Origin of the sequence: Paenibacillus peoriae KCTC 3763, assembly GCF_000236805.1 — a bacterium.
GTDB classification, from domain to species: domain Bacteria; phylum Bacillota; class Bacilli; order Paenibacillales; family Paenibacillaceae; genus Paenibacillus; species Paenibacillus peoriae.
This window is the reverse complement of the sequence record NZ_AGFX01000011.1, coordinates 630,430-643,061: the sequence shown is the minus strand read 5'-3', so window position 1 is coordinate 643,061 and position 12,632 is coordinate 630,430. Positions and strand designations below refer to the sequence as shown.

At 48.0% G+C, this 12,632-nt stretch carries 14 protein-coding genes; 1 reads left to right on the top strand and 13 read right to left on the bottom strand.

The window, feature by feature from the left end; translation table 11 throughout:
* Positions 1-52: 52 nt before the first annotated feature.
* From lysA to KQI_RS0105370, 8 genes are all read right to left on the bottom strand, one after another.
* Complete coding sequence (gene lysA, locus KQI_RS0105405; protein WP_010345717.1) at positions 53-1,420, bottom strand: diaminopimelate decarboxylase; 1,368 nt, start codon at positions 1,418-1,420, stop codon at positions 53-55.
* Positions 1,421-1,530: 110 nt separating this feature from the next.
* Positions 1,531-3,225 carry a spore germination protein gene (locus tag KQI_RS0105400; protein ID WP_010345716.1) on the bottom strand — a complete coding sequence of 565 codons (1,695 nt, stop codon included), beginning with the start codon at positions 3,223-3,225 and terminating at the stop codon, positions 1,531-1,533.
* Positions 3,226-3,250: 25 nt separating this feature from the next.
* Complete coding sequence (locus KQI_RS0105395) at positions 3,251-3,673, bottom strand: stage V sporulation protein AB (RefSeq protein WP_010345715.1); 423 nt, start codon at positions 3,671-3,673, stop codon at positions 3,251-3,253.
* Entirely contained in the window at positions 3,670-4,323 is a 654-nt protein-coding gene (locus KQI_RS0105390; RefSeq protein WP_029390034.1) for a stage V sporulation protein AA, read from the bottom strand. The genes KQI_RS0105395 and KQI_RS0105390 overlap by 4 nt, the downstream gene beginning before the upstream one ends.
* Positions 4,324-4,509: 186 nt before the next feature.
* Positions 4,510-5,265 carry an RNA polymerase sporulation sigma factor SigF gene (gene sigF / locus KQI_RS0105385; RefSeq protein WP_007430886.1) on the bottom strand — a complete coding sequence of 252 codons (756 nt, stop codon included), beginning with the start codon at positions 5,263-5,265 and terminating at the stop codon, positions 4,510-4,512.
* A gap of 11 nt (positions 5,266-5,276) precedes the next feature.
* Complete coding sequence (gene spoIIAB / locus KQI_RS0105380) at positions 5,277-5,732, bottom strand: anti-sigma F factor (protein ID WP_010345712.1); 456 nt, start codon at positions 5,730-5,732, stop codon at positions 5,277-5,279.
* Positions 5,729-6,082, bottom strand: coding sequence for an anti-sigma F factor antagonist (gene spoIIAA, locus KQI_RS0105375; protein ID WP_010345711.1), 354 nt, complete (start codon positions 6,080-6,082; stop codon positions 5,729-5,731). The genes spoIIAB and spoIIAA overlap by 4 nt, the downstream gene beginning before the upstream one ends.
* Positions 6,083-6,178: 96 nt before the next feature.
* Complete coding sequence (locus KQI_RS0105370; RefSeq protein ID WP_010345710.1) at positions 6,179-7,372, bottom strand: D-alanyl-D-alanine carboxypeptidase family protein; 1,194 nt, start codon at positions 7,370-7,372, stop codon at positions 6,179-6,181.
* 281 nt (positions 7,373-7,653) lie between these two features.
* On the opposite strand from KQI_RS0105370, the gene KQI_RS0105365 reads away from it, so the two are divergent.
* Complete coding sequence (locus KQI_RS0105365; RefSeq protein WP_010345709.1) at positions 7,654-8,865, top strand: O-antigen ligase family protein; 1,212 nt, start codon at positions 7,654-7,656, stop codon at positions 8,863-8,865.
* Between the two features lie 126 nt (positions 8,866-8,991).
* On the opposite strand, the gene KQI_RS0105360 is transcribed toward KQI_RS0105365, so the two are convergent.
* The 5 genes from KQI_RS0105360 to spoIIM all read right to left on the bottom strand — a co-directional run bounded on the left by KQI_RS0105360 (position 8,992) and on the right by spoIIM (position 12,590).
* On the bottom strand, positions 8,992-9,816 hold the full coding sequence (locus tag KQI_RS0105360; RefSeq protein ID WP_010345707.1) for a purine-nucleoside phosphorylase: 825 nt from the start codon (positions 9,814-9,816) through the stop codon (positions 8,992-8,994).
* Positions 9,817-9,912: 96 nt separating this feature from the next.
* On the bottom strand, positions 9,913-10,857 hold the full coding sequence (gene xerD, locus KQI_RS0105355) for a site-specific tyrosine recombinase XerD (RefSeq protein ID WP_010345706.1): 945 nt from the start codon (positions 10,855-10,857) through the stop codon (positions 9,913-9,915).
* Positions 10,858-10,899: 42 nt separating this feature from the next.
* Positions 10,900-11,142 (bottom strand): YqzK family protein, encoded by a 243-nt coding sequence (locus KQI_RS0105350; protein WP_010345705.1) that lies wholly within the window; start codon positions 11,140-11,142, stop codon positions 10,900-10,902.
* 197 nt (positions 11,143-11,339) lie between these two features.
* Positions 11,340-11,837, bottom strand: a complete 498-nt coding sequence (gene fur, locus KQI_RS0105345; RefSeq protein ID WP_010345704.1) for a ferric iron uptake transcriptional regulator — start codon at positions 11,835-11,837, stop codon at positions 11,340-11,342.
* 99 nt (positions 11,838-11,936) lie between these two features.
* Positions 11,937-12,590 (bottom strand): stage II sporulation protein M, encoded by a 654-nt coding sequence (gene spoIIM, locus KQI_RS0105340; RefSeq protein ID WP_010345703.1) that lies wholly within the window; start codon positions 12,588-12,590, stop codon positions 11,937-11,939.
* Positions 12,591-12,632 lie beyond the last annotated feature (42 nt).

Below are 12,632 nucleotides of genomic sequence, written 5' to 3'. Positions count from 1 at the left end.
CCCGGTATCATATCCCCGGCCCAATGGTCTGCTTGCTCACACACATCAAAAATCAGGACGAAACCGTAATTTTGGCATTGGAATGAACTGCTGAACTGGCTTCGTCACGAACCAAGCGCTGTGGCACAACATCATTGCGTACGATATCCTCGTAGGTTTCCCGGCGCACCACCAGTTCGGCTTCACCGTTGTTCACGAATACCACCGCCGGACGGCGTATCCGGTTATAATTACTTGCCATGGAGTAATTGTAGGCTCCGGTTGAGGCAACAGCGAGCAAATCTCCGCTATTCGGACGAGGCAACTCCACATCCCAAATCAGCATATCGCCACTCTCACAGCATTTGCCCGCAATCGATACGGTCTCTTCGTTCGCATCCTGCGCCCGATTCGCCAGCATCGCTTCATACTTGGCCTGATATAACGCCGGACGCGGATTATCCGTCATCCCCCCGTCTACCGAGACATATTTCCGTACCTGTGGAATATCCTTGATACTTCCTACCGTGTATAAGGTTGTGCCCGAATCGCCTACAATACTGCGTCCCGGCTCAATCCAAATTTCTGGAAGTTCGTCATAAAGCCCGGAAAAATGGGTTTTAACCGCTTCGCCAATAGCATGAACATAGGTGGAAATTTTCAGCGGTGTGTCCTCTTCGGTATAACGAATGCCAAATCCCCCACCCAGATTAATCACCTTGAAAGAAAACTGAAGTTGTTCCTTGATTTCTCTGGAAAAAGCAGCAACCCGCTCGGCAGCCATTTGGAAGCCGTTCACTTCAAAGATTTGCGAGCCGATATGGGAATGCACTCCCAGCAGATGCAGATGATCCAGTCCGATAGCCTGCTCCACCGCTTGGCGCGCTGTACCGTTCGCAATGTCAAAACCGAATTTCGAATCCTCTTGGCCTGTGGCCATATATTCGTGCGTATGCGCTTCAACCCCTGGCGTAACTCGCAATAAAATATTCACCTGCTGTTTCCGCTCGGAGGCAAGGGCCTGCAGCAGATGCAGCTCCATCTCACTGTCGACCACGAAGCAGCCAATGCGCGCATCTAACGCCATTTCAATTTCTTCCGGTGTTTTGTTGTTGCCGTGAAAATGGATTCGCTCTGCCGGAAATCCTGCTTGCAGTGCGGTGAACAGCTCTCCACTGGAAACAACGTCGAGCGACATTCCTTCTTCTGCAGCCAAAGCACACATCGCCATGACACAAAATGCTTTGCTTGCATAGGCGACTTGAAACTTCAAGCCGGTTTCATGAAAAGCTTCTATAAACTCCCGGCAGCGCCGGCGTACTAACTGTTCATCTACAATATATAGCGGTGTTCCAAAACGCTCCTTCAAAAGCGTTGTATCACATCCGCCAATTTCCAAATGTCCATTGCTGTTAATTTTACTGCTTCCATGTAAATACATGTTCTGGCGCCTCTCTTTCTGGAACAAACTAGCCATATTCCATCGAATGTTTACACCAGTATAGCAAAAAAAACATCAAGAACAATGGATTTTTATGCAGATCATTTAGATTAATGCTCCTGTCCATTGCCTGAGTCCGAATCTGTATTGGCATCCGTATGGGGCATACGCGTATTGTCCCTCGTTTTATTAAATGACGGGCGGCTAGGCGCATCTAGTACAGGCATGCGGAACAAAATAGAACCTAACGCCTTGGCATTAAAAGGGATGAACGGCCACAAGTAAGAAGAATTGTATGACCGATGCATCGTCAGCATCAAAATAATCAGGGTTGTGCCCACGACAAAGCCTGGAACGTGGAAAATGGCTACAGCGATCAGTAGAAATAACCGGATCAGCCTGTTGGCCAATCCCAGCTCATAGCTCGGAGTGGCGAACATGCCTATCGCGGCTACGGCCATGTACAGCACAACCTCATTCACAAACAGCCCTGACTTAACCGCAATATCGCCGACCAGAACGGCTGCGATCAAGCCCATAGCGGAAGCCAGGGGTGTAGGAGTATGAACTGCCGCCATACGCATGAGATCGACCCCTAGCTCCACGATGATAAACTGGGCGATCAGCGGAAGGTGAGCTTGCTTTTGAGGACCGATAAAATCGAGAAATGCCGGTTTTAGTTCGGGATTGATAACCATAAGCAGCCACATCGGAAGCAAAAACATCGAGGCGAAAATCCCAATAAAGCGTACCCAGCGCAAATAGCTTCCCATAAATGCCGTTTGCCGATTTTCTTCCGCATGCTGACACAAGTCAAAAAAAGTGGTTGGCAAGATCATTACACTGGGTGAGGTATCTACGAAAATAACGAGTCTTCCTTCCATAATATGCGAAGCCACAACATCTGGTCGCTCCGAATATCGTACCAATGGATATGGATTCCAGCCTTTATTGATAATCGTCTCCTCTAATTGCTTGTCCGCCAGCGGAATTCCGTCCAGATTGACGTTTTTAATTTTATCTCGTACGGTATCCACCATCACCTTATCCACGATATCATCAATGTAGCCCAGGCATATGTCCGTCCTGGTTCGGCGTCCGACCTGCATAGCCTCAAACTTAAGTCCGGGGTCCCGCAAACGACGGCGTACCAGCCCAACATTCGTAAGCATCGTCTCGGTAAATCCGTCCCGGGCGCCGCGCACGACTCGCTCCAACGAAGGCTCCTCCGGACTACGCACGGGGTAATTACGGGTATCCAAAATGACGGAAAAACGCTCACCTTCCATAAAAAAGGCACTATAGCCGGCTAGTACCTTATTGATAACAACCGACATTTTGTCCGTCTTCTCCACTTGAATATGTGGGATATAATATTCAAAGTATGCTTGCAGCCCATCTGAAGTCAGATCATCCGGCGTCAGATAGGTGAGCCGCTTTAGCACCTCAAGCATGATCTGATCCTTGGCAAAGGTATTCAGGAACAGATACCCGATATGGCGACCACCCGTTGTCATTTCCCTGAATACAACATCAAAAGTCTCTCCCAGACCCAATACCATTTTGAGTGTTTCGCGATTATCCTTCATCTTTGGCGAAATATCATCTTCAATCTGCCAATATCGAATGGATTCCTCTACATTATCAGAATGCTCACTTTCTTTTTTGTGCTTAAGACGGTTCGCTTCCTGCTCTTGTTTTTGCTTCCATGAGCTCAGATTTTCCCCGTCAGTATCATTTTCCCTTCCAATTGCTCCGTCTGCCTGATAATGTTCCTGATGCTCTTGATCTGCCCTGTGATCCATCTCGTTGTCCCCTCTGCTTTCATTGTTATCGGTTATATATAAACCAGTCGAATAAGGAACCCGTTACCTTTCCAAGTACCATCGCCATCAGCAGGCCAAACATATACACGGACATATGAAGTCTCTTGGCCAGTATGGGCAGAAGATTTAATACCTCTGTTAAAGCTGCGGCGAGCAAACCAATAAACAATCCACAAAATAACCCGGGTATCCATGTGAAAAATTTAGGTAATGGCAAGCAAATATTCCAAAAATCAGCCACGGTTCCTACCACTGAACCTAAGATCATCGCCTTTTCGTATGCACGTGACTTTTTATACGTACGAGTGAGCTGTGCCAATCGCGGCATGATATCCAGCACAATAAAAAATGCGATTACGCCGCTCCCCACTGCCAGACCTCCAGCGATGCCCAAAATAATCTGCAGCGCGCCCTGTACAAATGTCATGGCTGCTTATCCTTTGAATGCAGGCGGGCCATTTTTTCATACTCCTCCGCCACAACGTACTGATCCACATTTTCCTGATACAGATACATTTCTACCTCCAGCGGCGTCGGCTCCTCGTTCCATTTTTTTTGGAACAAGTGATTGAAGAATACGATCATGCCAAAACCGATACCAATCGAGTAGGCAATTTGAAACAGGTACGGATGTTCATCCTTATGTCCCGTTATCATCTCCACAATCCGAACCTGTACCTCCATCATATTGACGTCGGCGTGAAAGTTCATAATCGTTAATGCAGAGCCAAAAAACAGAAGCACCCATACTAAAACAAACAGTATTTTGGATGGCTTACGGGGTTTCTCCACGAGTTCCACAAGTACATGCGGCTTGCCAAGGGATTCGACTACAACACCCGGAATATGTTCTTTAATTTTGGAAATGATCTGCAGCATGTCCACCAGGATCAGGTTGCCGTCCTTCTTCTGCGGCCGTTTGAGAACAAGCTCAAGCAGCTCGTTTTCCCATTCGGGATCGGCCAGCAGATGGGCCACATCTCCCAAATGCAAATCCTGTCCTTGTATCATGCGCACACGGCTGCGAAGCCGCAAGTAAACTATAGGAGCCACTGTAGGAGCCGGATTATGAGTCATCCGATCAGTCATCCGATCCCCTCCTTATCCTCGTAATTACCGATTATTATGGAACGAAGCAAGCAAATCTATTCTTCGACTTGTCCTTTTTCCCACGCAAAAAAGAGTATCCCCTGCCATAAAAGTTGGCCTCGGAATACTCTTTAGACTCACGTAGAAGGATTTCGCAAAATCCTGACCACGCTATTATTGGGCAATCTGATCGCGGATCAGCTGCAAAATCTTTTTTTCCAGCCGGGATACCTGCACCTGGGAAATACCAAGTCGACTTGCAACCTCCGACTGGGTCTGATCCCGGTAATAACGCAGGTACACAATTAACCGTTCCCGCTCGGAAAGTCCGCCGATGGCCTCATTTAGCGCCAGCTTGTCGAACCATCGTTCCTGCGATTCGTCAGCAATCTGGTCCATGAGCGTGATGGGGTCACCGTCATTTTCGAACACCGTTTCGTGAATCGAGGTAGGCGGCTTATTCGCCTCCTGCGCAAAAACAACATCCTCTGGCGTGACTCCCAGCTCATCGGCAACTTCCTTCACCGTAGGCAGTCGGTTGAGCCGTTTGGAAAGCTCGTCCTTCATTTTGCGGACCTTATTGGCCGTCTCCTTCAGGGAACGGCTAACCTTGAGTGTCCCGTCATCACGAAGAAACCGTTGAATCTCGCCAATAATCATCGGTACCGCATAGGTTGAAAATTTGACTTCATAGCTGAGATCAAACTTATCCACCGATTTTAACAAACCGATGCAACCAATTTGAAAAAGATCGTCAGGTTCATATCCCCGGTTCATAAAGCGCTGCACGACAGACCAAACGAGCCGGATATTACTATTGACCAGCGTCTCACGGGCATCATTATCACCAGACTGACTTCGTGCAATGAGCCGCTTGACTTCCGCATCCTCCAAATAGCTGTGTGAAGTTTTTTTTCCTCCTGCTTCCATAGGACCAACCCCTAATTATATAAAGCTTTCTTGGATTCAATCCTTTTCTTCATCCGGACCGACGTGCCTCCGCCCGGCTCACTGACTGCCTCAAACTCATCCATGAAGTTTTCCATAATGGTAAAGCCCATACCCGAGCGTTCCAGCTCAGGCTTGGATGTATACAGAGGCTGTTTGGCCAGCTCCAGATCCTCAATTCCCCGTCCTACGTCTTCAATGACCAGCGTAATCACGTCTGCTTCAATGCCGACTTTAATCGTTACAACGCCTGATGGATCACTGTCATATCCGTGAATAATACTGTTTGTCACTGCTTCAGACACCACGGTTTTCAAGTCGCTCAGCTCATCCATTGTAGGATCAAGCCTGGAAATAAAGGCTGCAACAGCCACACGGGCAAAAGCTTCATTCTCGGATTTGGCGGCAAACTGCAAGCTCATGAAATTGTTTCCTGTGCCTTCTCTCATGATACGACCTCCAGTTCCGTGAGCGCATTTCCCTCGTTGTCATATATAGGCATAATTTTAAACAACCCTGACATCTCCAGCAGTCGATATACTGGCGGATTGACATCACAGACTGCCATTTTCCCGCCCTTTTGCTTGATCAGCTTGTATCGGCCCAGGATAACGCCAAGCCCCGAGCTGTCCATAAACTGAAGATTCTTCAGGCTGAGCACGATGTGCTCGCATTGCCGACGCTGAATCGCCTCATCCATTTGCATGCGGACCATATCCGACGTATGGTGATCAAGCTCACCGGACAGTCTTACAATCAGTACCCCTCGGTGATGCTCCATTTCAATTTGCAGGTTCATGCGTACTCACTCTCCTCCCGGTCTTGGACAAGGATTTCTACGCTGCCGCAGACGATTCCTGCCCTCCGACAAAACTAGAAGAAAACCCCGTCCAATCTACAAAGAAAACAGATTCGACATGGTGCGTTTTAACAATTTCCACCATCCGGCCTTCTCAATAGCCACAGGCGAAGTAATCTTAAACTCCTTTAACCGTTGACCATCCTGATAGACAACCAGCTTGCCGACCGGATCTCCTGCGCGGACAGGAGCTTTCAGGCTTGGGGCCAGTTGCAGCTCATGACGCAGCGTTTGTTTAGTTCCACCTTTTTTCACCAGCACACTGTACGAGCGGTCTGCTTGTATTTTTAACTCTGGCAATACGCCTTTTTCAACTTTTACGCTTCCCAGCAAATCACCCGGCTTGTATATGGATTTCATTGTATATTGAGAAAATGCGTAGTCAAACATCGATGAAACTTCATTGTTGCGTATCTTGGTGTTCGGCTCACCGAGCACGACGGCTACGACGCGCAAGCCATCACGCTTCGCAGTAGCGGAAAGACAAAACTTCGCTTCTGACGTATAGCCTGTTTTCAGCCCATCTGCTCCGGTGTAAAAGCGAACAAGCTTATTGGTATTCACTAGCCAAAAGGGCTTGACCGAGGATTTGCGCAAATAGTCCTGATATGCTCCTGTATACTTCGTAATTTGCGGATATTTCAACAGCTCCCGGCTCATTACCGCAATATCATGCGCAGAAGAATAGTGATTTTTTACAGGTAAACCGTTGCAATTGGCAAAATGGGTATCTTTGAGTCCGAGTTGCTGTGCTTTGGCATTCATCATCTCGACAAAAGCCTGCTCGGACCCTGCAATTTTCTCAGCCATGGCCACAGAAGCATCGTTTCCGGAAGCCATTGCAATTCCCTTTAACATCTCGTCAACCGTCATTTCTTCTCCCGGCTCCAGAAAAATTTGCGAGCCACCCATCGAGGATGCATGTTCGCTGGCCCGCACTTTATCGGTTAACTTGAGCTTGCCGTTATTAATAGCTTCCATCGTCAGCAGCATCGTCATAATTTTGGTAATGCTCGCTGGGGGAAGCTTTTCACGACTATTTTTTTCATAGATAACTGTGCCTGTATCTGCATCCATCAGGATCGCCGAGAGAGCCTCAGGAGCCAGCTCCGCCGCAGAGCCTCCCTTGGGTTTGCTTTCAGGTTTGTTTTCTTCGGCCCAACCGCCGACGGGGACAGCAGTCAAGGCCACGAGACAAGCCAGAATGAACGCCACCACTTTTTTCTTCACAATCGGTTCCCTCCTCAACATATTGGCGGAAAGCACCGGAGCCCGTATACTTGCCCCTCCGGCCTATTCGCGTGCTGCTAACCATTGTCGTCAGATTGGAAGAAAAATATTCCATATGGTTGAAAACATCAAATAGCACCCATGCTGAGTCAGCACGGTGCGTAATTTCCAAGCTATTTGACTGAACACCCATATATCAATAAAAAAATATTTAATTAATATTGTACAAGGAGATACAATTTGTATAAAATAGATACATAACGTATCAAGGTGGTGAAGACGTGAAGCATATACTCACAGTGGCCGGTTTACTGGCTTTTTCAATTCCTTATGCCTGTCAGGGCCTATCTCCCAGAGTCATCACAATTGCCCTGCTCATTCTGTTATTCAGCTATATCATGCTGCTGCCTTCACTCAGAACGATGATCGCAACTTTAGCAGACAATCCGCTGCTAACCTTGCTCATGATGTACATAGCCGCCTCCTGCTTATGGGCTGAACAGGAGCAGAGCTCATCTATGCTGATGGTTCTCAAATTCCTTGCCTTCTCTACCTTCGGCCTTTATTTTGTTACCCACTACACAGCACAGGGCTGCATTCGCCTACTTGTCATTACATTAAGTATTTTGAGCGTACTCAATCTACTGGCTGTTGTGCTCGCTCCCTCCTTTGCTATTCATGCAGGCGTAGAACATACTGGACTGTGGAAGGGGATCTCCGGTCATAAAAACACACTCGGGACCCTCTCTTTATTAAGTTTTGTTTCACATGTCATATCCTTTTTCAAGGGAAAACATAAAGCTTTGCATGTCGGCTTTATCCTGCTCAACGCCCTATTGCTCATTAAATGCCAATCTACCACCTCGTTGGTGCTGACATCCTCGCTGTTCGCATTCATTTTGTTTATATTGCTATTCAAAGGAATTCGAAGTGTCGCGTTGCGAGGTTTTTTCATTAGTACTTCTGGCTTGCTTGTGCTTTTGGGCTTGGTATTCGCCTTTACTTTTGGGGATGCGATTGCAGCGGAGTTCGGAAAAACAACAACCTTGACCGGAAGAACAGAAATATGGCAGGGAATCGCTGGTGCTATTCAGAGCCATTACTGGTTTGGTCATGGTTACGGCTCCTACTGGGCAGTTCGGCCTAGTATCTATGCGGGTGGAATCCGATTTGATCTGACAAGCAGCCATAGCGGCTTCCGGGATTTGTGGATCGACGTGGGCCTCACAGGACTCCTCGCCACGATTGCACTCGTTACAATCACCTTATTTAAATTCAGAATTGGCAAAGCAGATATGTATACATGGCTGACAGCAATGGTCTTTTTCCTGTTCATCGTAATAAACAATATAACGGATAGTCGTTTTCTGAACTCATTATCCATCTACTGGATCATTTTTATGGTAATTGTCATCAAGGTGCAGGAGCGGCATAGACTGACTGTAGCAGAAAAAACAAATTCGGCAGCATTGAGCATATCCCCACTTCATTAGGAGATATTACCGCACTCAGGCAGCCCGACGCAAAAAAGAACCCCGTATCCCAGCGCATCAAAAGACGCTCGGATATGGGGTTCTTTGGCTACATGCCCGCCACTCTGACTCAGCGGCGGACCTTATCTACATTTGTGGAATAATCGCCAGTACAAGCTTCAAAAATTGCTCGCGTACCTTTTCCGCCGTCTCCATCACTTCACTATGGGACAGAGGCTGGTTCAGAATGCCCGCTGCCATATTCGTGATACAGGAGAAACCGAGCACCTCAATGCCTGCATGACGGGCTACAATAACCTCAGACACAGTCGACATGCCCACCGCGTCTGCGCCCAGGGTGCGCAGCATGACGATTTCAGCAGGCGTTTCATAGTTGGGTCCCAGCAGACCAGCGTATACACCTTCCTGCAAGCTGAAACCCTGCCGGGTAGCTGTTTGTTTGGCAATTTCACGCAGACGGCGGCTGTACGCCTCCGACATATCAGGGAAACGAACGCCCAACCCCGCATCATTCGGTCCAATCAGTGGATTCTGTCCTGTCAGATTCAGATGATCCGAAATGACCATCAGATCGCCTGCCTGGTAGGATGTATTTACGCCACCTGCCGCATTCGTTACCAGCAGACTTTGAATACCCAGTTGCTTCATGACCCGAACAGGGAAGGCTGTTAGCTGCGGGCCATAGCCCTCGTACATGTGGAAGCGCCCCTTCATCATGACTACAGCGCGACCTTCAATCGTACCTAACAATAATTCTCCCTCATGACCTTCTACCGTTGATACGGGAAAATGAGGAATTTCCTGATAGGGAATGCTAATTCCATCTTGAATCAAATCGGCCAGAATACCGAGACCCGATCCCAGAATAAGACCAATTTCTGGACGAATTCCGCTCTTGGAATGGATATACGCTGCTGCTTCCTGAATCATAGCTTGGTTGGCTGTTGACATCAATATCTCTCCTGACTTGGTACAATTGTTAAGTTATTGTGATCCTCACATTTTCTAATGACAGCAAAGCGTCATTACTGCATCGTTACCGCATCTTTAGCGATGTTCTTTGCTTTCATGTGAAGTGCGGCTGCTGCCGTGCGGGTGATGCTTTTCATATACTTCCTTCATATTCCGTCTGGCCGTCTGCGCATAAACCTGCGTTGTAGACAGATCGGCATGGCCCAGCATTTCCTGTACAGAGCGCAAATCGGCTCCGCCCTCCAGCATATGTACCGCAAAGGAATGCCGCAGCGTATGCGGCGTAATATCCTCGTTTATGCCTGCCTCCTGACCGTACTTCTTAATTATTTTCCAAAAGCCCTGTCTACTGAGGCGCTGACCAGATACATTCAAGAACAGAGCTTCCTGCTCGGCCTGAGCTTCTTCGTCCTGCATGGGTCGCAGCAACGATGGACGCTGTTCATCTATGTAGGTCTGCGCCCATTGTGCCGCCTCACGGCTAATCGGCACCACACGCTCCTTGCCCGCCTCGCCGCCACAGTGAACAAAGCGCAGATCGGTGCGCACATCACGCACGTTCAGAGCAATCAGCTCGGATACGCGGATGCCTGTTGCATACAGCAATTCCAGCATCGCCTTATCCCGTACCCCTTGAGGGGTAGTCATGTCTGGAGCTGACAGCAAACGCTCTATTTCATCCTGCGTGAGCACCGAGGGCTTCTTTTTGGTCGCTTTCGGCAACTCTAGCAGAACAGACGGATCTTGACCTGTAATCCCCTCCCGAATCAAAAAATGAAAAAAGGAGCGAATGGACGCAACACTGCGAGAGATCGTCGCCGCTGCTTTCCCCTGTTCCTTCAAACGTCCCAAATACAGCACCAAATGTGACCGCTGGACGTTGTCCGGTTGCTCAAGACCACAGGTTTCTGCGAACTCGGCAAACTGCTGTATGTCCCGATGATACGCTTCCAATGTGCTGCGTGACAAGCCCTTTTCCTCTTCCATATATCGAACGAAAGGTTGAATATACATTTTCATGAGTAGCAAAAGTCTCCTTGTCCTACCTACAGCGATTCATAGCTATTCCCCATACCAGTAAAAGAAACGTAAACGCTCCAATAACGCCATTTGGTGCTCAGTTTCCTCGGACAATGCCTGTCCGCTAATTACCTTGACTGCATGTCCTTCTGGTATCCGGTAATGATCCACAGGTGATATCCAATCTGTAAACAATCTGAGGCTATAAAAGAACATACACGCCAAAGCCCCGAACAATATGACTATACGCAGCCATTTTAGTACTTTTCGCATCGATATGACCATATGGATCAGCCGCCTTTTCCCAGAATAGAGAACCTATCAGGCTCTCTATGGGAAGGATATGACAAGCTATTCCTTTTTATACCGCTTGGTCCCATGCAGCACATACCGTACAGAAATGTCCCGCTCCTAAAAAGTCTCTAGCCAAAAAAGCTCTCCCGAACGCGTCTTCGTCGGTGAGAGCTTGGGTTGTCAGCTTATTAATCCTGAGATTTGTTTTTCCTGGTTTTGCCCAAAGACTTTTGAGCATTTATATCGTTCTTCGCCTTGCAACGATAGCAAATACCGTGGAAGTCCAAACGATGATCCACTACGGTAAAATTAAATTCCCGTTCCAGACGCTCTTCCAACGGCCCAAGCCAATCCTCTAGTATTTCATCTACACTGCCGCACTGCACACATATCAAATGGTGGTGGTGATGTTTGGACGTATCGCCACGCAAATCATAACGCGCCACGCCATCACCAAAATTAATCTTCTCCACGACATGCAGTTCACTTAGCAGTTCTAGGGTACGGTATACGGTTGCCAGACCGATTTCGGGAGCTTTCTCTTTGACGAGCATAAATACATCTTCCGCACTCAGATGATCATCTTCGTTCTCAAGTAAAACTCTAACGGTGGCTTCCCGCTGAGGCGTTAGTTTGTAGCCCTGGGATTGCAGTTGCTGCTTAATTTTTTCGATCCGTGCTTCCATGTGTCTCCCTCCCCCTACAAAGCTACTGCCTACTGCACTTTTTTCACTCCTATTATTATAGGGGGTCTATACAAATAAAGTCAAACATTTTGAAACAGGTTAAGATGGTACGGAAGCCGTTAGCATGGGAGTGACCCATTGCATCATGACCGGGGTGATCCAAGTTTCAAAGGACGCGCTACCGACGAGAAGCAGCATCATTACAGCCGTCAGTCCTGCATAAGACAGCAAAGGACGCAACATCCCGTCAGACGGACGGGTAGCGAGTATTTTAGTTTTGATCATATGAATGGAAAAGGTCATCGCAGCCACACTGCACACAAGCAGCACCGGAATCACAAGCAGGTTATGAGGAGCTACCGAGACGAGGGAAAATAACAGCCCTGTCCACGAGTATTGCCCTACCAAATAGCCCACTGAAAATCCGATTAGTACACCCTTGAGAAAATTCAGCACGAGAATACCGGGAAGACCGATGACCGAAAGGCCGCATACCCAGATTAAACCGACCCATTTCAAATGCAGAGACACGCTATCCCAAAAGGTCGAGGCCGCCTGTGGATCAGCAAAGCCCTGCTCGTTTTGATTGACCGTTGCAAAAAAGTCCTTCAGATAACGCGACAAATCCTGTAGCTGCTCTAGCGAGAGCGCATTTACCATCAGTGCGCCAAAGACAACCCCCACCAGAAACAGCACAGCCAAAAAAACATAATACGGCGTCTGATCTTTTAATGTATGACGAAACCATTGCATCGGCGTCCTGCCCCTTTCATCTGCTTGTTTGTCCAAAAAAAC